The sequence below is a fragment of the Helicobacter pylori genome, assembly GCF_001998165.1.
GTDB classification, from domain to species: domain Bacteria; phylum Campylobacterota; class Campylobacteria; order Campylobacterales; family Helicobacteraceae; genus Helicobacter; species Helicobacter pylori_DL.
The window spans coordinates 13,035-33,564 of sequence record NZ_MTWR01000029.1; the positions used below are offsets into that span (position 1 = coordinate 13,035).

19 protein-coding genes and 1 pseudogene are annotated in these 20,530 nt (G+C 38.1%); 17 read left to right on the forward strand and 3 right to left on the reverse strand.

Annotated elements, in window-relative coordinates; genetic code table 11:
• Positions 1–6 precede the first annotated feature (6 nt).
• The 14 genes from BZK24_RS03985 (at position 7) to BZK24_RS04050 (ending at position 12,143) form a co-directional block, all read left to right on the forward strand.
• Positions 7–585, forward strand: a complete 579-nt coding sequence (locus tag BZK24_RS03985) for a MotA/TolQ/ExbB proton channel family protein (protein WP_000887332.1) — start codon at positions 7–9, stop codon at positions 583–585.
• Positions 586–628: 43 nt separating this feature from the next.
• Positions 629–1,030, forward strand: coding sequence for an ExbD/TolR family protein (locus BZK24_RS03990; RefSeq protein WP_001105112.1), 402 nt, complete (start codon positions 629–631; stop codon positions 1,028–1,030).
• A gap of 18 nt (positions 1,031–1,048) precedes the next feature.
• Positions 1,049–1,843: an energy transducer TonB gene (locus tag BZK24_RS03995; protein ID WP_077656642.1), complete on the forward strand. Its 795-nt coding sequence runs from the start codon at positions 1,049–1,051 to the stop codon at positions 1,841–1,843.
• On the forward strand, positions 1,840–3,093 hold the full coding sequence (gene tolB, locus BZK24_RS04000) for a Tol-Pal system protein TolB (protein ID WP_077656643.1): 1,254 nt from the start codon (positions 1,840–1,842) through the stop codon (positions 3,091–3,093). The genes BZK24_RS03995 and tolB overlap by 4 nt, the downstream gene beginning before the upstream one ends.
• A 66-nt stretch (positions 3,094–3,159) precedes the next feature.
• Positions 3,160–3,699 (forward strand): outer membrane protein Omp18, encoded by a 540-nt coding sequence (locus tag BZK24_RS04005; RefSeq protein WP_077656644.1) that lies wholly within the window; start codon positions 3,160–3,162, stop codon positions 3,697–3,699.
• Positions 3,700–3,706: 7 nt separating this feature from the next.
• A complete protein-coding gene (locus BZK24_RS04010) occupies positions 3,707–4,702 on the forward strand; it encodes a tol-pal system YbgF family protein (RefSeq protein ID WP_077656645.1) in 996 nt (331 codons plus the stop codon).
• A complete protein-coding gene (locus BZK24_RS04015) occupies positions 4,689–5,246 on the forward strand; it encodes an FKBP-type peptidyl-prolyl cis-trans isomerase (protein ID WP_077656646.1) in 558 nt (185 codons plus the stop codon). Before BZK24_RS04010 ends, BZK24_RS04015 begins: the two co-directional genes overlap by 14 nt.
• Before the next feature lie 31 nt (positions 5,247–5,277).
• Complete coding sequence (locus BZK24_RS04020; RefSeq protein ID WP_001014529.1) at positions 5,278–5,484, forward strand: hypothetical protein; 207 nt, start codon at positions 5,278–5,280, stop codon at positions 5,482–5,484.
• 63 nt (positions 5,485–5,547) lie between these two features.
• The gene (locus BZK24_RS04025; RefSeq protein ID WP_001864146.1) at positions 5,548–5,751 is read left to right on the forward strand and encodes a flagellar biosynthesis anti-sigma factor FlgM; all 204 of its coding nucleotides are present in this window, start codon (positions 5,548–5,550) and stop codon (positions 5,749–5,751) included.
• A 134-nt stretch (positions 5,752–5,885) separates the two neighbouring features.
• Entirely contained in the window at positions 5,886–6,842 is a 957-nt protein-coding gene (locus BZK24_RS04030) for a DNA cytosine methyltransferase (RefSeq protein ID WP_171972394.1), read from the forward strand.
• 142 nt (positions 6,843–6,984) lie between these two features.
• On the forward strand, positions 6,985–7,419 hold the full coding sequence (locus BZK24_RS04035; protein WP_000260933.1) for a hypothetical protein: 435 nt from the start codon (positions 6,985–6,987) through the stop codon (positions 7,417–7,419).
• A 1-nt stretch (position 7,420) separates the two neighbouring features.
• Positions 7,421–9,241, forward strand: a complete 1,821-nt coding sequence (gene flgK, locus BZK24_RS04040) for a flagellar hook-associated protein FlgK (protein WP_077656647.1) — start codon at positions 7,421–7,423, stop codon at positions 9,239–9,241.
• 187 nt (positions 9,242–9,428) lie between these two features.
• Positions 9,429–11,132, forward strand: a complete 1,704-nt coding sequence (gene ggt, locus BZK24_RS04045) for a gamma-glutamyltransferase (RefSeq protein ID WP_077656648.1) — start codon at positions 9,429–9,431, stop codon at positions 11,130–11,132.
• Positions 11,133–11,372: 240 nt separating this feature from the next.
• Positions 11,373–12,143, forward strand: coding sequence for an HP1117 family Sel1-like repeat protein (locus tag BZK24_RS04050; protein WP_077656649.1), 771 nt, complete (start codon positions 11,373–11,375; stop codon positions 12,141–12,143).
• Positions 12,144–12,389: 246 nt separating this feature from the next.
• On the opposite strand, the gene BZK24_RS04055 is transcribed toward BZK24_RS04050, so the two are convergent.
• Positions 12,390–12,590, reverse strand: coding sequence for a hypothetical protein (locus BZK24_RS04055; RefSeq protein WP_077656650.1), 201 nt, complete (start codon positions 12,588–12,590; stop codon positions 12,390–12,392).
• Between BZK24_RS04055 and BZK24_RS04065 the strand changes: the two are divergent.
• The 3 genes and pseudogenes from BZK24_RS04065 to uvrB all read left to right on the forward strand — a co-directional run bounded on the left by BZK24_RS04065 (position 12,559) and on the right by uvrB (position 18,210).
• Positions 12,559–15,541, forward strand: a pseudogene (locus tag BZK24_RS04065) (DUF3519 domain-containing protein). The gene BZK24_RS04055 and the pseudogene BZK24_RS04065 overlap by 32 nt on opposite strands.
• Before the next feature lie 71 nt (positions 15,542–15,612).
• Positions 15,613–16,194 (forward strand): DUF1542 domain-containing protein, encoded by a 582-nt coding sequence (locus BZK24_RS04070; RefSeq protein WP_341537511.1) that lies wholly within the window; start codon positions 15,613–15,615, stop codon positions 16,192–16,194.
• A gap of 39 nt (positions 16,195–16,233) precedes the next feature.
• On the forward strand, positions 16,234–18,210 hold the full coding sequence (gene uvrB / locus BZK24_RS04075) for an excinuclease ABC subunit UvrB (protein ID WP_077656656.1): 1,977 nt from the start codon (positions 16,234–16,236) through the stop codon (positions 18,208–18,210).
• A 24-nt stretch (positions 18,211–18,234) separates the two neighbouring features.
• On the opposite strand, the gene BZK24_RS04080 is transcribed toward uvrB, so the two are convergent.
• On the reverse strand, positions 18,235–19,068 hold the full coding sequence (locus tag BZK24_RS04080) for an outer membrane protein (RefSeq protein ID WP_077656653.1): 834 nt from the start codon (positions 19,066–19,068) through the stop codon (positions 18,235–18,237).
• A gap of 65 nt (positions 19,069–19,133) precedes the next feature.
• The gene (gene purB, locus BZK24_RS04085; protein ID WP_000893929.1) at positions 19,134–20,456 is read right to left on the reverse strand and encodes an adenylosuccinate lyase; all 1,323 of its coding nucleotides are present in this window, start codon (positions 20,454–20,456) and stop codon (positions 19,134–19,136) included.
• Between the last annotated feature and the right edge of the window lie 74 nt (positions 20,457–20,530).

Below are 20,530 nucleotides of genomic sequence, written 5' to 3' on the forward strand. Positions count from 1 at the left end.
ATAATCATGTTGGATTCAATCGTTTATTTTTTCAATAAGAGCGGGTTTGTTACCACGCTCGTTTTAGTTTGGATTTCACTCTATTTGGTGATGACTTTATGGGTGTTTTTGTATAAGAGCATTGTGTTAAAGATTGAACTCAGGCGCGAGATGCAGTCTTTGTCTAACATTCTTAATGGGGTGCAAGACGCTCCAGAGCATTTTATGTTTAATAAAAAAAGAAATGATGAAACCAAAAGGTATTCTAATGAATTGTTGCAGGCTTGGAAACATCAAGTTCTTAAACAAAGCACGACAGGTTTAGTGGTATTAAGCATTATCTCTTCTACAGCCCCCTTTATTGGCTTGTTTGGAACGGTGGTTGAAATTTTAGAAGCGTTTAACAATTTGGGCGCGTTAGGTCAGGCTTCTTTTGGGGTGATTGCACCCATTATTTCTAAGGCTCTTATTGCCACCGCTGCAGGGATTTTAGCGGCCATTCCAGCCTATTCTTTTTACTTGATTTTAAAACGCAAGGTGTATGATTTATCGGTTTATGTGCAGATGCAAGTGGATATTTTATCTTCTAAAAAAGAAAGCTTTTAAGGGGATTTTATAAATATCTTAAATAGGGAGTTAGAAGGTTTTTATGAATTATGATAACTATTGGGATGAGGACAAACCAGAACTCAATATCACGCCTTTAGTGGATGTGATGCTTGTTTTATTGGCTATTCTTATGGTAACGACGCCCACTCTCACTTATAAAGAAGAGATTGCCTTGCCTTCTGGTTCAAAAACTGCTAGAGCCACTCAAGATAAAGTGATAGAGATACGCATGGATAAAGACGCAAAAATCTATATAGATAGTCAAACCTATGAATACAACTCCTTCCCGGACACTTTCAATTTGCTTTCTAAAAAATACGATAAAGATACTAGGGTGAGTATCCGTGCGGACAAGCGATTGACCTATGACAAAGTGATTTATTTGTTAAAAACGATTAAAGAAGCGGGGTTTTTGAAAGTTTCTTTAATCACAAGTCCTTAAAAAGCAGGGCCAATTTGCATGAGTAAGAGCGCGATTTTTGTTCTTTCTGGCTTTTTAGCGTTCTTGCTCTATGCTTTATTATTATATGGTTTGTTGTTAGAAAGGCATAATAAAGAAGCAGAGAAAATCCTTTTAGATTTAAATAAAAAGGACGAACAAACCATTGACTTGAATTTAGAAGATCCGCCAAGCGAGAAAAAGAATGAAAAAATTGAAAAAGTAACGGAAAAACAGGGCGATTTTTTAGAGCCTAAAGAAGAACTCAAAGAAGAGCCTGAAGAAAGCCTTGAAGATATTTTTTCTTCACTCAATGATTTTCAAGAAAAGACAGACACAAACGCCCAAAAAGATGAGCAAAAAAATGAGCAAGAAGAAGAGCAAAGGCGTTTAAAAGAACAACAACGCTTAAAGCAAAACCAAAAAAATCAAGAGATGTTGAAAGGTTTGCAACAGAATTTGGATCAATTCGCGCAAAAACTAGAAAGCGTTAAAAACAAAACTTTAGATTTGCAAATCCCTAAACAAGATGGGGTTGATGAAAAAGCCTATCAAGAGTGGTACGCTCAAATCTATCAGATTTTATATAAAGGTTGGAAAGGGGTTTTTTATCACAAGGCTTCAGTGAGCGCTCTGATTATGATCACTAAAGATGGGGAGTTTGATTATACCATTCTTAGCTACTCTGATTTTAAGGATTATAACAAGAGTGTGATGACCCTTTTAAATGATTTAAAGAAAGTGGATTTTCCCCCATATCCTGGAGGCAACATGATTTCTATTCAAGTTAATTTCACCACTAAGGAAGAACAATGAGGTATTTATGGCTTTTTTTAATATATACTATAGGGCTTTTTGCAACAGATAAAACACTAGATATTATTAAAACCATTCAAAAACTTCCTAAGATTGAAGTGCGCTACTCTATAGATAACGATGCCAATTACGCTTTAAAATTGCATGAAGTCTTAGCGAATGATTTAAAGACTAGCCAGCATTTTGATGTTTCTCAAAACAAGGATCAAGGCGCTATCAATTACGCAGAACTTAAGGATAAAAAAGTCCATCTTGTAGCGCTGGTGAGTGTGGCGGTAGAAAACGGCAATAAAATTTCACGATTAAAACTTTATGATGTGGATACAGAAACGCTCAAAAAGACTTTTGACTACCCCATTTTAAGTTTAGATCTATACCCTTTTGCAGCACACAACATGGCCATTGTGGTGAATGATTATTTAAAAGCCCCTTCTATCGCTTGGATGAAGCGCCTTATTGTTTTTTCTAAATACATTGGACCAGGAATCACAAATATCGCCTTAGCCGATTATACGATGCGTTATCAAAAAGAAATCATCAAAAACAACCGACTCAATATTTTCCCTAAATGGGCGAACGCTGAACAAACGGAGTTTTATTACACGCAGTATGGCGAAAGAACGCCCATGATTTTAAAATACAACATTCAAAAAGCCACTCATGAGAATATCGCTAGTTCTCAAGGAATGGCTGTGGTCTCTAGCGTGAGTTCTGATGGCTCTAAAATTTTAATGTCTTTAGCCCCTGATGGCCAACCGGATGTGTATTTGTATGACACGCATAAAAAAACTAAAACTAAAATAACGCGCTATCCTGGGATAGATGTTTCAGGAGTGTTTTTAGAAGATGACAAGTCTATGGCTTTTGTTTCGGATAGATCCGGCTATCCTAACATCTACATGAAGAAATTGGGCTTAAAAGAGAGCGTGGAGCAACTCCTTTATGAAGGAAGAAGCAATGAATCCATTGACGCTTATAAAGATAGTATTGTGTATGTGAGCCGAGAAAATCTTAATGAATTTGGCAAAACGGTGTTTAATTTGAATCTGATCACTCTAAACAGCAAATATATCCGCAGGCTTACCGTGAATGGCTCTAACCAGATGCCTCGTTTTTCTACGGATGGGAGAAATATCATGTATATCAAAAAGACACCCCAAGAATACGCCATGGGGCTTATTTTGCTAGACTATAATCAGAGTTTTTTATTCCCTTTAAAGAATGTGAAAATACAAGCCTTTGATTGGTAAGGTTAAATTAAGCGAATGTGAGTTAATATTTACACTTATTAAAATTTGATTCTTGGAGAATTTATAATGAAGAGATCTTCTGTATTTAGTTTCTTGGTAGCTTTTTTATTGGTAGCTGGCTGTAGTCATAAAATGGATAATAAGACTGTGGCTGGCGATGTGAGCGCTAAAACGGTTCAGACTGCACCTGTTACTACAGAACCAGCTCCAGAGAAAGAAGAGCCTAAACAAGAGCCAGCTCTAGTGGTTGAAGAAAAACCGGCTATTGAGAGTGGGACTATCATCGCTTCTATTTATTTTGATTTTGACAAGTATGAGATCAAAGAATCCGATCAAGAGACTTTAGATGAGATCGTGCAAAAAGCTAAAGAAAACCACATGCAAGTGCTTTTGGAAGGCAATACCGATGAATTTGGCTCTAGCGAATACAACCAAGCGCTTGGCGTTAAAAGGACTTTGAGCGTGAAAAACGCTTTAGTCATTAAAGGGGTAGAAAAAGATATGATCAAAACCATCAGTTTTGGTGAAACCAAACCCAAATGCACCCAAAAAACTAGAGAATGTTACAAAGAAAACAGAAGAGTGGATGTCAAATTAGTGAAGTAATTCTAGGATGAAAAGGCTTTTTTTTATCCCTTTTATCGCTCCCTTTTTTCTCAATGGGGAGCCTTCAGCGTTTGATTTGCAAAGCGGGGCTACTAAAAAAGAACTCAAGCAGTTGCAAGTCAATAGTAAGAATTTTTCTAATATTTTGACCAAAATCCATTCGCAAGTAGAGGCTAACACTCAAGCTCAAGAGGGTCTAAGGAGCGTTTATGAAGGGCAGGCTAATAAGATTAAAGATCTCAATAACGCTATCCTTTCCCAAGAAGAATCCTTGCGAGCCTTAAAAGCCTCGCAAGAAGTGCAAGCTAACACATTAAAGCAGCAATCGCAAACTTTAGAGGATTTGAGGAATGAGATTCGCGCTAACCAGCAAGCTATCCAGCAGTTAGACAAGCAAAACAAAGAGATGAGTGAATTATTGACCAAGTTAAGCCAGGATTTGGTTTCACAAATCGCCTTAATCCAAAAAGCCCTCAAAGAACAAGAGGAAAAAGCTGAAAAGCCGCTCAAATCAAGCGTTCCGGCCAATAAAAACCCCTCTTTAAAAGCCGAAGTCTCAAAAAATCAAGAGAAAAAAACCCAAGAAAAGGCGAAAGTTGAGTTTGATAAAGATTTGTCCAAGCAAAAAGAGATTTTTCAAGAAGCTCTGTCTTTTTTTAGAAACAAATCCTATGCAGAAGCCAAAGAGCGTTTGTTGTGGTTAGAAGCCAATAGTTACAGACTTTATTATGTGCGTTATGTTCTTGGAGAAGTGGCTTATGGAGAAAAGAAATACAGAGAAGCGATCAAGTATTACAAAGAGAGTGCTCTTTTAAATAAAAAAGCGTCTTACATGCCTGTGCTTTTGTGGCATACGGCATGGTCGTTTAAAAAAATCAAAGACGATCAAAACTATTATAAATTTTTAAACACTTTGCAACACTTGTATCCTTCAAGCGAACAAGCTAAAATGGCACAAAGAATCTTAGAAAACAAGGAGAAACACCACCATGCAAAACCATGATTTAGAATCAGTCAAACAAGCCGCTTTGATTGAATATGAAGTGAGGGAGCAGGGCTCTAGCATTGTGCTAGACAGCAATATTTCTAAAGAGCCTTTAGAGTTTATTATAGGCGCTAATCAGATCATAGCAGGGTTAGAAAAAGCGGTATTAAAGGCTCAAATTGGCGAGTGGGAAGAGGTTGTCATCGCCCCAGAGGAAGCTTATGGGGTTTATGAAAGCAGCTATTTGCAAGAAGTCCCTAGAGATCAATTTGAAGGCATTGAATTAGAAAAAGGCATGAGCGTTTTTGGGCAAACTGAAGACAACCAAACCATTCAAGCCACTATCAAAGACTTTAGCAACACGCATGTGATGGTGGATTATAACCACCCGTTAGCCGGGAAAACTTTAGCGTTTCATTTCAAGGTTTTAGGTTTTAGGGAAGTGAGCGAAGAAGAAATTTTAGCTTCACACCATGGCGGTGGGACAGGTTGCTGTGGCGGTCATGGGGGTCATGGCGGGAAGAAAGGTGGGGGCTGTGGTTGTTCATGCTCGCATGGGTAGTAGGGTATAGGAGTATTTAAAAGGCAAGGTCATGAATGGTTCTAATCTCAAAAATTGGCTATTCCCTACCATTTGCTTTTTTTTATTTTGTTATATTTTAATTTTTTTAATGTTTTTTATGTTTAAAAGTTTGCAATCGCAATCGTTTGGCTCTGTGGCAGAAACCGGAAAAAAACCCATCACCACCACCAAGAAATTTGGTAAGGAATTGCAAAAACAGATTTCAAAAATCCATTAACTTTTTTTCTTTTTTGCCGATACTTGCTGTAATGGAATGAATATCAAATTAAAGGATTTTACAATGATTAATGCCGTTTCTTCTCTTGCTCCGGTGCAGTCTTTGGGGAATTATAAGCGTGTGGAAAAGAATGAAAAAGTTGAAAACAATGAGGCCGCTCTTGATAGGGTAGCTGAGATCAAGAAAGCGATTGAAAATAACCAGTATAAAATCAACTTGCATGAGACTTCTCACAAAATGGCACAGGATTTATTGGGGATAAGCTAGGGACTTCATTTCTAGGGGGTTTGTTCTTGCTGTGATTTTGCTTTTCATTAAATTTTAGTTTCTCTGTGTTTTAAAATGAGTTTGTTGCTTTCTTAAATAGGGCGTGTTTTTAGTCGTGTGTTAGGAATGATTGATTGGAAATTTTAACTTTTATGGATTTTTGTTCTGGTATTGGTGGAGGCCGTTTGGGCTTGGAGCGATGCCATTTAAAATGCGTAGGGCATGCCGAAATCAATGATGAAGCCCTTAGGACTTATGAATTATTTTTTAAAGATACCTATAATTTTGGGGATTTGATGCGAATCAACCCTAATGATTTGCCCGATTTTGATGCGTTAGTTAGCGGGTTTCCTTGTCAAGCTTTTTCTATTAATGGCAAAAGGAAGGGGCTTGAAGATGAAAGAGGGACGATTATTTACGGGCTTATTCGCATTTTAAAAGTCAAACAGCCTAAATGTTTCTTGCTTGAAAACGTTAAGGGCTTGATCAATCATAATAAAAAGGCAACTTTTAATATTATTATAAAAGCCTTGCAAGAAGCAGGCTATACAACTTATTATCAAATTTTAAACAGCGCTAATTTCCAATTAGCCCAAAAGAGAGAACGCATTTATATTGTAGGGTTTAGGAAGGACTTGAAACACCCATTTAATTTCCCTTTAGGTTTAGCCAATGATTATTGTTTTAAGGATTTTTTAGACGCTGATAATGAATGCTATTTGGATGTGAGTAACGCTACTTTCCAAAGATACTTGCGCAACTCATACAACCATAACCGGGTTTTTTTAGAGAATATTTTAACTTTAGAAAACGCCGTTTTAGACACAAGACAATCTGATTTAAGGTTGTATTTTAATATTTTTCCTACTTTAAGGACTTCTCGGCATGGTTTGTTTTATACCCAAAAAGGCAAAATCAAAAGATTAAACGCTATTGAAAGCCTACTTTTACAAGGATTTCCTAGAGATTTGATCGTTAAGATTAAAAATAATCCTAACTTTAAAGAAAGCCATTTGTTATCCCAAGCGGGGAATGCGATGAGCGTGAATGTGATTGCTGCAATCGCTAAACAAATGTTAAAGGCGATTTAATAAGGGAGCTTTAAGGGGAAAATGATTTCAAAATACCCCTATCCCCTTAAGAAATTGAATTTTACAACAAACTGAAAAATCCAAAATAAAATGGCATAGTATTTGCTTGAATACGGCTGAAACAAGAGCTAAAGGATTTGTTATGGTCGTTTTACATTCTCATTTAGAAAACGCACTCAACCAATTGAAAGAATTGATTGATTTAACCGAGCGCGATATAAGAGATATCAAGCTCGCTAAACACACCGAAATTTTTGAAAGAAACCATCAAAAACAGCTAGCGATTCAAGCTTTTGAAAAAGAAAAAGCGAATATAGATGTGCAAATGTTGTCTTTAAAAAATCAATTCCCCAATAAAGAAATGAGTGAATTATTAGACGAAAAAACGAGCGATTTTTTAAACCAAATGCGAGAATCCTTGCTTGTTTTGAAAGAAAAAAACTTGATCTATTCGCGCATGGCGTTTGCGGTTTCTGAGTTTTATTCTTCGCTCATCCAACAAATCATTCCCCATGACACTTGCGATTATAAAGGCTCTAGGCATGTGGGGAGTCATTTTTTAAGAGTGCAGGCGTAAAATGGGCGGAATCTTATCTTCACTCAACACTTCTTACACGGGCCTACAAGCCCATCAGAGCATGGTGGATGTTACCGGGAATAATATTTCTAACGCTAGCGATGAATTTTATAGCCGTCAGCGCGTGATTGCAAAGCCTCAAGCGGCTTACATGTATGGCACTAAAAATGTGAATATGGGCGTGGATGTAGAAGCCATTGAAAGGGTGCATGATGAGTTTGTTTTTGCTCGTTACACGAAGGCTAATTACGAAAACACTTATTACGATACAGAGTTTTCGCATTTAAAAGAAGCGAGCGCGTATTTTCCGGACATTGATGAAGCGAGCCTTTTTACGGATTTACAAGATTATTTTAACTCATGGAAAGAATTGTCTAAAAACGCCAAAGACTCCGCTCAAAAACAGGCTCTCGCTCAAAAAACAGAAGCTTTAACGCACAACATTAAAGACACTAGAGAAAGGTTAACGACCTTACAGCATAAAGCGAGCGAAGAATTAAAAAGTGTTATCAAAGAAGTCAATAGCTTGGGTTCTCAAATCGCTGAGATCAATAAACGCATTAAAGAAGTGGAAAACAACAAGAGCTTAAAGCATGCGAATGAATTAAGGGATAAGCGAGATGAATTAGAATTCCATTTGCGAGAGCTTTTAGGGGGGAATGTTTTTAAAAGCAGCATTAAAACCCATTCGCTCACAGATAAAGACTCAGCGGATTTTGATGAGAGCTATAACCTTAATATTGGGCATGGATTCAATATCATTGATGGCTCTATTTTCCATCCTTTAGTGGTTAAAGAATCCGAAAATAAAGGGGGTTTGAACCAAATCTATTTTCAAAGCGATGATTTTAAGCTCACTAATATTACTGACAAGCTCAATCAGGGAAAAGTGGGGGCGTTATTGAATGTGTATAATGACGGCTCTAACGGGACTTTAAAGGGCAAATTGCAAGATTATATTGATTTGTTGGATTCTTTTGCTAGGGGCTTGATAGAATCCACGAATGCGATTTACGCTCAAAGCGCGAGTCATCATATTGAGGGCGAGCCGGTGGAGTTTAACAGCGATGAAGCCTTTAAAGACACGAACTATAATATCAAAAACGGCTCGTTTGATTTAATCGCTTACAACACCGATGGTAAAGAAATCGCCAGGAAAACCATTGCTATCACGCCCATTACAACCATGAACGATATTATCCAAGCCATTAACGCTAACACTGATGACAATCAAGATAATAACACCGAAAACGATTTTGATGATTATTTCACAGCGGGCTTTAACAATGAGACTAAAAAGTTTGTTATCCAGCCTAAAAACGCTTCGCAAGGGTTGTTTGTTTCTATGAAAGATAACGGCACGAATTTTATGGGAGCGTTAAAGCTTAACCCTTTTTTTCAAGGCGATGACGCTTCTAACATCAGCTTGAATAAAGAATACAAAAAAGAGCCTACCACTATCCGCCCATGGCTTGCCCCCATTAACGGGAATTTTGATGTGGCGAACATGATGCAGCAATTGCAATACGACAGCGTGGATTTTTATAACGACAAGTTTGACATTAAACCAATGAAAATCAGCGAGTTTTATCAATTTTTAACCGGTAAAATCAACACGGACGCTGAAAAATCAGGGCGTATTTTGGACACTAAAAAGAGCATGTTAGAGACCATTAAAAAAGAGCAACTCTCTATTTCGCAAGTGAGCGTGGATGAAGAAATGGTGAATTTAATCAAGTTTCAAAGCGGTTATGCCGCTAACGCTAAAGTCATTACCGCTATTGATCGGATGATAGACACTTTATTGGGGATTAAACAATAAGTTTTCTACCCATAGCGTTTTGATCAAATAAGCCTTATTTAACTTATTTTTTAAACTCTATTTATTTTAAAACTCATTAACGATAATGCTTAATAGCAATTATAAGCTATAAGTGAGAGGGTGTTTTGTAAAGCTTGTGTTATAATAACAACGAAATTTTAAGCGTAACTGATTGAAAGGAAAACAGATGAGACGGAGTTTTTTAAAGACGATTGGCTTGGGCGTGATAGCACTCTCTTTGGGTTTGTTAAGCCCTTTGAGCACAGCGAGTTACCCGCCCATTAAAAACACTAAAGTAGGGTTAGCCCTTTCTAGCCACCCGCTAGCTAGTGAGATCGGGCAAAAGGTTTTAGAAGAGGGAGGCAATGCGATTGATGCAGCAGTAGCGATGGGATTTGCTCTAGCGGTTGTCCATCCTGCAGCAGGCAATATTGGTGGCGGAGGTTTTGCGGTTATCCATTTGGCTAATGGTGAAAATGTTGCGTTAGATTTTAGAGAAAAAGCCCCCTTAAAAGCCACTAAAAACATGTTTTTAGACAAGCAAGGCAATGTGGTCCCTAAACTCAGCGAAGATGGCTATTTGGCGGCCGGGGTTCCTGGAACGGTGGCGGGCATGGAAGCGATGTTGAAAAAATACGGCACCAAAAAACTATCGCAACTCATTGATCCTGCCATTAAATTGGCTGAAAATGGTTATGCGATTTCACAAAGACAAGCAGAAACCCTAAAAGAAGCAAGGGAGCGGTTTTTAAAATACAGTTCTAGCAAAAAGTATTTTTTTAAAAAAGGGCATCTTGATTATCAAGAGGGGGATTTGTTTGTCCAAAAAGATTTAGCCAAGACTTTGAATCAAATCAAAACGCTAGGCGCTAAAGGCTTTTATCAAGGGCAAGTCGCTGAGCTTATTGAGAAAGACATGAAAAAAAATGGGGGGATTATCACTAAAGAAGATTTAGCCAGCTACAATGTGAAATGGCGCAAACCCGTGGTAGGGAGTTATCGTGGGTATAAGATCATTTCTATGTCGCCACCAAGTTCGGGAGGTACGCATTTGATCCAGATTTTAAATGTCATGGAAAATGCGGATTTAAGCGCCCTTGGGTATGGGGCTTCTAAGAATATCCATATCGCTGCCGAAGCGATGCGTCAAGCTTATGCGGACAGGTCGGTTTATATGGGAGACGCTGATTTTGTTTCGGTGCCGGTGGATAAATTGATTAATAAAGCGTATGCCAAAAAGATTTTTGACACTATCCAGCCAGATACGGTTACGCCAAGCTCTCAAATCAAACCAGGAATGGGGCAGTTGCATGAAGGGAGCAACACCACGCATTATTCTGTAGCGGACAGGTGGGGGAATGCAGTCAGCGTTACTTACACCATTAACGCCTCTTATGGGAGTGCTGCTAGTATTGATGGGGCAGGATTTTTATTGAACAATGAAATGGATGATTTTTCCATCAAGCCAGGGAATCCTAATCTCTATGGTTTAGTAGGGGGCGATGCGAATGCGATTGAAGCCAATAAACGCCCTTTAAGCTCCATGTCGCCTACGATTGTGTTGAAAAACAATAAGGTTTTTTTGGTGGTGGGAAGCCCTGGAGGGTCTAGGATTATCACTACGGTGTTGCAAGTGATTTCTAATGTCATTGATTACAACATGAACATTTCTGAAGCGGTTTCAGCCCCAAGATTTCACATGCAATGGTTGCCTGATGAATTAAGGATTGAAAAGTTTGGCATGCCCGCTGATGTGAAAGATAACCTCACTAAAATGGGCTATCAAATCGTTACCAAGCCGGTCATGGGCGATGTGAATGCGATCCAAGTTTTGCCTAAAACTAAGGGGAGCGTTTTCTATGGATCAACGGATCCAAGGAAAGAATTTTAATCCTATTTAGCCTTATTTTTTTGGGAGGGGAGGGCTTTTTAGCGAGAAAATCTTAAATTTAGTTTTAAGATTTATAAAAATAGTGTAAAATTTCTCATTACAAGAGACGATATTAGATGTAGAAGGGTATATGCAGAATGGAGTTTGAGAATGTTTATTAGTTCTAGGACGCATGCAGTTTCTTTTTAAGAGTGGTAGCTATGGCATTATGTTTGATCTTATTAAAGCAGAGGAGTAACAATGGGATGCGTAAGCAAATTAGCCTTGAAGATTTGTTTGGCAAGTTTATGTTTATTTAGCGCTCTTGGTGCAGAACACCTTGAGCAAAAAAGGAATTATATCTATAAGGGAGAGGAGGCTTATAATAATAAGGAATATGAGCGGGCGGCTTCTTTTTATAAGAGTGCTATTAAAAATGGCGAGCCGCTTGCTTATGTTCTTTTAGGGATCATATATGAAAATGGTAGGGGTGTGCCTAAAGATTACAAGAAAGCGGCTGAATATTTTCAAAAAGCGGTTGATAACGATATACCTAGAGGGTATAACAATTTAGGCGTGATGTATAAAGAGGGTAGGGGCGTTCCTAAAGATGAAAAGAAAGCCGTGGAGTATTTTAGAATAGCTACAGAGAAAGGCTATACTAACGCCTATATCAACTTAGGCATCATGTATATGGAGGGTAGGGGCGTTCCAAGCAACTATGTGAAAGCGACAGAGTGCTTTAGAAAAGCGATGCATAAGGGTAATGTAGAAGCTTATATCCTTTTAGGGGATATTTATTATAGTGGGAATGATCAATTGGGTATTGAGCCGGACAAAGATAAGGCGATTGTCTATTATAAAATGGCGGCTGATATGAGTTCTTCTAGAGCTTATGAAGGGTTATCAGAGTCTTATCGGTATGGGTTAGGCGTGGAAAAGAATAAACAAAAGGCTGAAGAATATATGCAAAAAGCATGCGATTTTGACATTGATAAAAATTGTAAGAAAAAGAACACTTCAAGCCGATAATTCTCAAACTTGGGCTTGATTCAAGGATTTTTTTATTTTATGCTAAGTAGCGTGTTTTTTTGAACAATTGATTTGAAGCGATAGATTAAAGATATTGCATTTTTCATGGCTAAATAGCTTTATACTAAAAACTTTAGCCAAAAAACATTAACTTGCTATAACTTTGCTTTGTTTGTCTCGCCTAAATACTCCCCCTGCCTTAACAAATCTCTAAATTTACAAACTCCAAACAATAGCGAGCGGTTTTCATAAGCTTTTCAAAAACGACGCTAAGATCGCCGAGAGTTTGAAGCCAGCCATTACGAAAAACTTAAGCCAAGGTTTAGCGACCACTTTAAGCGGAGCGTTAAAATACCAATGGACTAAATTTACATTAGGAACGCTATACAGAAACGCTCCCGATCGCATTTTAGGGATTAAATTACCTAAAGCCCTAAACGAAGCCACCGCAGGAGCGGCGTTAAAGTATCACATTAAAAGAGCGCTTGAGAGAAGCCACTCTATAAGCGAATTTAGTAAGAATTTAGAACTCAGCGCGCAAAAATCACACTTTAGCAACAACACGCTTAAAATCATTGAAGAGCTTAATAATGGCGTTAAACAAGCGAGCGAAGAGATTAAAGAAGCAAGCAAAAAGAGCGCAGAAATTAAACGAGATTTTAGCGATACGAAATTAAGTAATGATGAAATCAAAGAGCTATTAAATAACGCAGAAATCCCTACAAGCTAGAGATGCGATCACTTTTGGAGTGAATAACCTAAACCCTGAAATTGTTGAATTCCTGCACAAAAACAACAAGAAAATGATTATAGAAAAAGCCTCTAATAAAGAATTAGAACTTTTAAAAGACGCTAACTTTAAGCACCCTGAAAACATAAGAGCGAGTTTAGATCATGATGCTATCGCTCACATACTCAAAAGGCATGGCGTTAATTCTGTTAATGTTAGAAATGGAGAAATCCCTGTTACGAACGAAGACATAGCGAATTACAGATATATCGTTAATAACGCTGATGCAATTCTTAGGACTTTAGACAACGAGAATAAAGAGTTTATAAGTGCGTTTAAACAAATCAACGGTTATGCGGTAGTCGTGGAGCAAGCGATCAATAAGAAAAATGAATTAGCTTTAAAAACGATGTATAAAAGTAACGGAGATTATAAGGATAATAACGCTTATAAGAAGTTTTCAAGCACCCTTACACTCAATGCTGATGCAAAGGTGAACCATAGGTTGAGTTCCTATAGCGGTGCTACAAAAAATACTACACAAAAAGATTTAAATAATCAAGAGGATTTATTAAAAACAAGCGAAAATTTAAACGAAACCACACCAAAACCTACCCATTTAAGCCCCCTAGAGCAAGCCAACGCCGAAAAGTTAGCGAAATTAGAAAGCGAGCAATTAGCGAGCGAACAAGAATTTTTAAAAGCTAAAGAGCAAGAAAACAAGCGAAAAGAAGCGTTAAAAAAGAAATTAGAACACGAGCGAGGCAATGCGGGCAACATTGAAAGTCAGACTAAAATAGAAGTTGGAGAAGATATACCTACACAAACACAAGCGCAGATCCCAAAGAGTAGAGTAAGACTAAACGAAAGAGAGATTTACGATCTAGATTATGCGATCGTCAAAGCTAAAGATCTAAAACCCAGCTTTACCACAGGCGGGACTCAAAAAAGAACCGACATGAACGAAGAACAGATTAAAAGCATTGCTGAAAATTTTGATCCTAAAAAGATATTTGGTAGCGGAGGCTTTGAGGATTTACCGATTATCTTACATGATGGGCAAGTGATCGCAGGAAACCACCGCATCCAAGGCATGCTAAACTTCACGCCAAAAAGCCGTTACATTTACCACAAAGCGATCCAAGAATACTACAACATTGATTTAAAACCAGACGAGCTATTAGTGCGAGTGCCACACCAACGCCTAAACAACACCGAGATCAACAATTTAGCGGCTAGTTCTAATCAAGGACGCTTTAACAGCGAAAGCGATCACGCCATAGCGGTTTTAAGCCACTATGAAGCGAAATTGAAAGAATTAGAAAAGAAATTAGACGCTGATAGCATTTACTCACTTAAAAACATCGTTGCTAAAAACCTTAATTTTGATAAAGCCACCCACCCTAATGTAGGAGATAGCAACCTCGCGCTTTTAATGTATAACATGCCACGAACCAAGACGCAAGGGATAGAATTACTCAACCGCTGGCAGAAAGAGTTTTCTAACGATATTAAAAGCTATGAAAAAGTGAAAAAAATGTTTGTAGATAATGCCGGGAGCTTTCACAATTTAATTCATGACATGAATTTCCCTAATGTAAGCCTTAACGCTTACTTGAGCGATATTTTAGATCGCAGTTTTGCGAATTTAAAGAATTACCCAAGCACGAGCGAGAGCTTAAAAGATTTGAGCGAAAAATTCTATAAAACGAGTTCTTTAGACATGTTTGAAAAGAGCGATCAAAACACGAGCGATATTAGCGAGATTTTAGGAGGTGCGATCGCACGATTTGCACGATTTGATGATCCTAGCAAAGCGTTATTTGAAGCCCTAAAGAGCGATAACATTAAAAAAGGCTTGAAAGATTACAAGATCGCAGATATCACAAAAGACATGTTTAACCCTGATAGTAAAGAGTTTAAGGATATTGATATTTACGACTTCACGCATTACCTTTTAATGGTCAATAGAGAGCCAAATGAAAATAATCCCGTATTAAAACGCTTGATAGAAGCCGTTAAAGACATGCAAAAAGAGAGCGAGAAAGGGAGTAAAAAATTAAGCAAAACGATCGCAGAAGTTAAACGAGATTATAGCGATACCAATTTGAGTAATGATGAAATCAAAGCGTTATTAAATAACGCAGAAATCCCTACAAGCGGGAGAGATGCAGTTATTTTTGGCAAGAATAACCTAACGCCTGAAATTGTTGAATTTCTACACAAAAACAACAAAAGAATGATTATAGAAAAAGCCTCTAACAAAGAAATAGAACTTTTACAAAACGCTAACTTTAGACACCCTGAAGATGTTAGGGCGAGTTTAGATCATGATGCTATCGCTCACATACTCAAAAGGCATGGCGTTAATTCTGTTAATGTTAGAAATGGTGAAAGCCCTATTACTTACGATGACATAGCTAATTATAGAGATATTATTAATAACGCTGATGAAATTATTAGAGCCATAGGAAAAGGCAATAAAGAAAATATAACAGCGTTTAAACAAATCAACGGCTATGCGGTAGTCGTGGAGCAAGCGGTTAATAGAAATAGTGAATTAGTTTTAAAAACAATGTTCAAGAGTAACGGAGATTATAAGAATAACAATGCTTATAAGAAGTTTTCAAGCACCGGACTCAATGCTAACGCAAAGGTTCAGCCATAGGTCGAGTCCCCATGGTGGTGCTAAAAAGAACAATACTTAAAAAAATTGAAAAAGTCAAGGATTAAAAAATGATCAATTACCCTAATCTACCTAATAGCGCTTTAGAGATCACCGAGCAGCCCGAAGTGAAAGAAATTACTAACGAGCTTTTAAAGCAGTTACAGAACTCTTTACATAGTAACGCGCTTTTTACCGATCAAATAAAGCTAAGCCTTAAAGGCATCGTTAGGATTTTAGAGGTGCTTTTGAGTTTGGATTTTTTCAAAAACGCCAACGAGATCGATAGCAGTTTAAGAAATTCTATTGAGTGGCTAAATAACGCCGGAGAGAGCTTAAAATTAAAAATGAAAGAATACGAGGGCTTTTTTAGCGAGTTTAATACGAGCATGAAGGCTAATGAGCAAGAAGTAACCAACACCTTAAACGCTAACACCGAGAACATCAAAAGCGAAGTTAAAAAGCTAGAAAATCAGATCATAGAAGCCACTACAAGGCTTTTAACGAGTTATCAAATCTTTTTAAACCAAGCCAGAGAAAACGCTACAAATCAAATCACAGCCAACCAAACGCAAGCGCTAAATAACATTAACGAAGCGAAAAAAACGATCATTATCAAAACGTTGATTTTTTTGAGATTGAATAAGGCGTGTTAAAAACCACTATAATACCCCTAAAAAATGCGAGTTTTAAAGATGCCTTTATTTGATTTAAAAAGCCCTTATCCACCAGCAGGCGATCAGCCCCAAGCCATAGAAGCCTTAACGAAAAGCTTAAAAAATAACAACCATTATCAAACTTTAGTGGGGGTTACAGGGAGCGGTAAGACTTATACGATGGCCAATATCATCGCTAAGATCAACAAACCCACTCTGATCATGAGCCATAATAAGACCTTATGCGCGCAGCTCTATAGCGAGTTTAAGGCGTTTTTCCCGCATAATAGGGTGGAGTATTTTATCTCCCACTTTGACTACTACCAGCCTGAAAGCTATATCCCTAGAAGGGATTTATTTATTGAAAAAGACAGCTCTATTAATGATGATTTAGAGCGTTTAAGATTGAGCACGACCACCTCACTTTTAGGTTATGATGATGTGATCGTGATAGCGAGCGTTTCGGCTAATTATGGTTTGGGTAACCCTGAAGAATATTTAAAAGTCATGGAAAAAATCAAAGTGGGCGAGAAGCGCGCTTACAAGAGCTTTTTACTCAAACTAGTAGAAATGGGTTATAGCCGTAATGAAGTGGTGTTTGATAGGGGGAGCTTTAGAGCGACCGGAGAATGCGTGGATATTTTCCCCGCTTATAATGACGCTGAATTTATTAGGATTGAATTTTTTGGCGATGAGATAGAAAGGATTGCGGTCTTTGACGCCTTAGAAAGAAATGAAATCAGGCGCTTGGATTCTGTCATGCTTTATGCGGCCAGTCAGTTTGCCGTAGGGAGCGAGAGGTTGAATTTAGCCATTAAAAGCATTGAAGATGAACTCGCTTTAAGATTGAAATTTTTTAAAGAGCAGGATAAAATGCTTGAATACAACCGCCTCAAACAACGCACCGAGCATGATTTAGAAATGATTAGCGCAACCGGTGTGTGTAAGGGCATTGAAAATTACGCGCGCCATTTTACAGGCAAAGCCCCTAATGAAACGCCTTTTTGTTTGTTTGATTATTTAGGGATATTTGAGCGGGAGTTTTTAGTCATTGTGGATGAAAGCCATGTGAGTTTGCCGCAGTTTGGGGGGATGTATGCAGGGGATATGAGCAGGAAAAGCGTTTTAGTGGAATATGGTTTTAGATTGCCTAGCGCTTTAGACAACCGCCCTTTAAAATTTGATGAATTTATCCATAAAAATTGCCAATTCCTTTTTGTGTCCGCTACGCCCAATAAGCTAGAATTAGAGCTTTCTCAAAAGAATGTCGCTGAGCAAATCATTCGCCCTACAGGGCTTTTAGACCCCAAATTTGAAGTGCGAGACAGCGATAAGCAAGTCCAGGATTTATTTGATGAAATCAAGCTAGTGGTGGCTAGAGGTGAAAGGGTGCTAATCACCACGCTCACTAAAAAAATGGCAGAAGAATTGTGTAAATATTATGCTGAATGGGGCTTAAAGGTGCGTTACATGCATAGTGAAATTGATGCGATTGAAAGAAATCACATCATCCGCTCTTTAAGGCTTAAGGAATTTGATGTTTTAATAGGGATCAATCTTTTAAGAGAGGGGTTGGATTTGCCTGAAGTTTCTTTAGTAGCGATCATGGATGCGGATAAAGAAGGGTTTTTAAGGAGCGAAACAAGTCTCATTCAAACCATGGGGCGAGCCGCTAGAAACGCTAATGGTAAGGTTTTATTATACGCTAAAAAGATCACTCAAAGCATGCAAAAAGCCTTTGAGATCACCAGTTACAGACGCGCCAAGCAAGAAGAGTTTAATAAACTCCATAACATCACCCCCAAAACCGTTACGCGCGCTTTAGAAGAGGAGTTGAAATTAAGAGACGATGAAATTAAAATCGCTAAAGCTTTAAAAAAGGACAAAATTCCTAAAAGTGAAAGGGAAAAAATCATTAAAGAACTGGATAAAAAAATGCGAGAATGCGCGAAAAATTTGGATTTTGAAGGAGCGATGCGTTTGAGAGACGAAATCGCTCAATTAAGAACGCTTTAAAAACTATCTCTTAAAAACTGCACTTTAAAAACTATAAGTGTAGTTGAAATAAACCGAGTAATTGCGCCTGAAATCAACTTGGTATAACAAGCTGTTGATCCCGTATTCTAAAAATCGTAAAACCTTTAGGACATCTCCACTATTATTGCTAATATTATTCATGGAATAATAGTGGTTAAGATAATAAGTAGGGACTTTAATCCCAAAGCCAAATTGGTTACGCTTATTCCCTAAACGAACCCCTAAATTTACCAAAAACTGGAAACCATTTGGATCCACTTTCCCGCCAAAAGTGTCTAAAAGAAGTGCTTGATACAATAACGCATCGCTCAATTTGTCATACACCCCGGCAAAAGCAATCCCCAGATTGAACCCGGCAAAAAACTTATCCCCATTATAAGCGTTCAATAATAAATCCATATAAGTGCCGTAAGTGGAAATGATAATAGACTGCGATTCTTTTGGACCATAAAGAGAGGCGCTCAAATCATAAAATAGCCCCCACCTGAAGCCAAACCACTTCGTTTCTTCATGCTTACCCACCCATTTATAGCCCGCTTGCACGCCAAGACCATTAGACACATACGAATTTTTAAAAACAGGGCTTAAGCCATCGCTAAAAACGATTTGGCTCTTATTGAATTGTTGGGATAAATTCAAGTTGCTGTAGTTGTGCTGAATGCTCCCCAACTGATACCCAAACCCCAAATAAAACACCGATCTATCCGCATAGCGTTTGATGGGCGAAACCACCTTTTTATTAAAAAAGGTGTAATCCCCTTTAATCAAAACATCTTTAAAACCCTTTGCATTAAGCACGCAAGAAAGCCCTAAAATTAAGTATAACGCTCGTTTCAAAAAAGCCCTTAAAACTTCAATTTTTTACCGCTTATTGTATAGTTTTGTTTTTGCAAAAACGCGCCTTATCCAAACACCCTTTTAAAAATCGCACCCACATTTTTAGTGTAATAGCTGTAATCAAAACATGCTTTGATTTCGTCCTCGCTCAAATATTTTTTCAAGCGTTCATCGTTGAGTAGGGCGTTTAAAAACAAATTTTCATCAGCGTTTTTAAAAGCGCCTTGTTGCAAGACCTCCCATATTTTCATCGCATTTTCTTGCACGATAGAATAGCTTTCTTCTCTGCTCAAACCTTTTTTAGGCAATTCCAATAACACCCGTTGTGAAAAGACTAGCCCCCCACTCAAAGCTAAATTTTTAAGCATGTTTTTAGGATAAACCACCAAATTTCCAATCACGCTATTTAGGCGGCTGAGCATAAAATCGCTAGTGATAAACAGATCGGGCAATGCAAAACGCTCCACAGAGCTATGGCTCATGTCCCTTTCATGCCATAAGGCGACATTTTCTAGCATAGGGGTTGTAAAAGAGCGAATCACCCTGCAAAGCCCGGTGATATTCTCGCTCAATATGGGGTTTCTTTTATGAGGCATCGCAGAACTTCCTTTTTGCCCTGCTGAAAAAGCTTCTTCCGCTTCATAGACTTCACTGCGTTGCAAATGGCGGATATTGACAGCGATTTTTTCACAACTGCTCGCTAAAAGAGCCAGATCGCATGCAAGCCTAGCGTAGCGGTCTCTTTGAATGACTTGATTGCTGATATTGGCGGTTTTTAAGCCTAAAAACTCGCACGCTAATTCTTCTAATTCTAAGGGAGCGTGCGCGAAATTCCCCATAGCCCCACTGATCGCTCCCACGCTGATAAATTCCATCGTTAAATCTAAGGCTTTTAAATGCCGTTTGATTTCATCAGCAAAAAGGGCTAACACTAAGCCAAAAGTAATGGGTTCGCCAAACACCCCATGGCTTCTGCCCACCATCAGCGTATCTTTATGCTCTAAAGCCCTGTTTTTAAGGGTTTCATAGAGGTTTTTAACGCCTTTTTGAATGAGTTTTAAGCTTTTGGTCATCAATAACGCCATAGCCGTATCAATGCAATCGCTAGAAGTGATCCCATAATGAAAAAAGCGGGATTCTTCACCCAAGCTTTCAGCCACGCAAGTAGTGAAAGCGATTAAATCATGCTTAGTGGTTTTTTCAATTTCTTTGATGCGTTCAAGATTGAATGCCGCTTTCGCACAGATTTTTTCACAATCGCTATCTTGGATTTGCCCAAGCTTGTTCCACGCCCTAACGACAGCTTTTTCCACTTCTAAATAGGTTTCAAACTTGGTTTGCTCATTCCATAGGGCTTTCATTTTTTCATTCGCATAGCGTTCTAACACCGACAATCCTTAAAATCAAAATGGGATTTATGTTACTTTAAAGGGGTTTAAAGAATCAAGGGGGAAAATCGCAC

Excerpts from the sequence above, each read along its gene's own strand:
- flgK (WP_077656647.1), top strand. The coding sequence starts at position 7,421 with ATGGGCGGAATCTTATCTTCACTCAACACTTCTTACACGGGCCTACAA.
- BZK24_RS03990 (WP_001105112.1), top strand. The coding sequence starts at position 629 with ATGAATTATGATAACTATTGGGATGAGGACAAACCAGAACTCAATATC.
- uvrB (WP_077656656.1), top strand. The coding sequence starts at position 16,234 with ATGCCTTTATTTGATTTAAAAAGCCCTTATCCACCAGCAGGCGATCAG.
- BZK24_RS04050 (WP_077656649.1), top strand. The coding sequence starts at position 11,373 with ATGGGATGCGTAAGCAAATTAGCCTTGAAGATTTGTTTGGCAAGTTTA.
- BZK24_RS04005 (WP_077656644.1), top strand. The coding sequence starts at position 3,160 with ATGAAGAGATCTTCTGTATTTAGTTTCTTGGTAGCTTTTTTATTGGTA.
- BZK24_RS03995 (WP_077656642.1), top strand. The coding sequence starts at position 1,049 with ATGAGTAAGAGCGCGATTTTTGTTCTTTCTGGCTTTTTAGCGTTCTTG.
- BZK24_RS03985 (WP_000887332.1), top strand. The coding sequence starts at position 7 with ATGTTGGATTCAATCGTTTATTTTTTCAATAAGAGCGGGTTTGTTACC.
- BZK24_RS04025 (WP_001864146.1), top strand. The coding sequence starts at position 5,548 with ATGATTAATGCCGTTTCTTCTCTTGCTCCGGTGCAGTCTTTGGGGAAT.
- BZK24_RS04035 (WP_000260933.1), top strand. The coding sequence starts at position 6,985 with ATGGTCGTTTTACATTCTCATTTAGAAAACGCACTCAACCAATTGAAA.
- tolB (WP_077656643.1), top strand. The coding sequence starts at position 1,840 with ATGAGGTATTTATGGCTTTTTTTAATATATACTATAGGGCTTTTTGCA.
- ggt (WP_077656648.1), top strand. The coding sequence starts at position 9,429 with ATGAGACGGAGTTTTTTAAAGACGATTGGCTTGGGCGTGATAGCACTC.
- BZK24_RS04015 (WP_077656646.1), top strand. The coding sequence starts at position 4,689 with ATGCAAAACCATGATTTAGAATCAGTCAAACAAGCCGCTTTGATTGAA.
- BZK24_RS04010 (WP_077656645.1), top strand. The coding sequence starts at position 3,707 with ATGAAAAGGCTTTTTTTTATCCCTTTTATCGCTCCCTTTTTTCTCAAT.
- BZK24_RS04020 (WP_001014529.1), top strand. The coding sequence starts at position 5,278 with ATGAATGGTTCTAATCTCAAAAATTGGCTATTCCCTACCATTTGCTTT.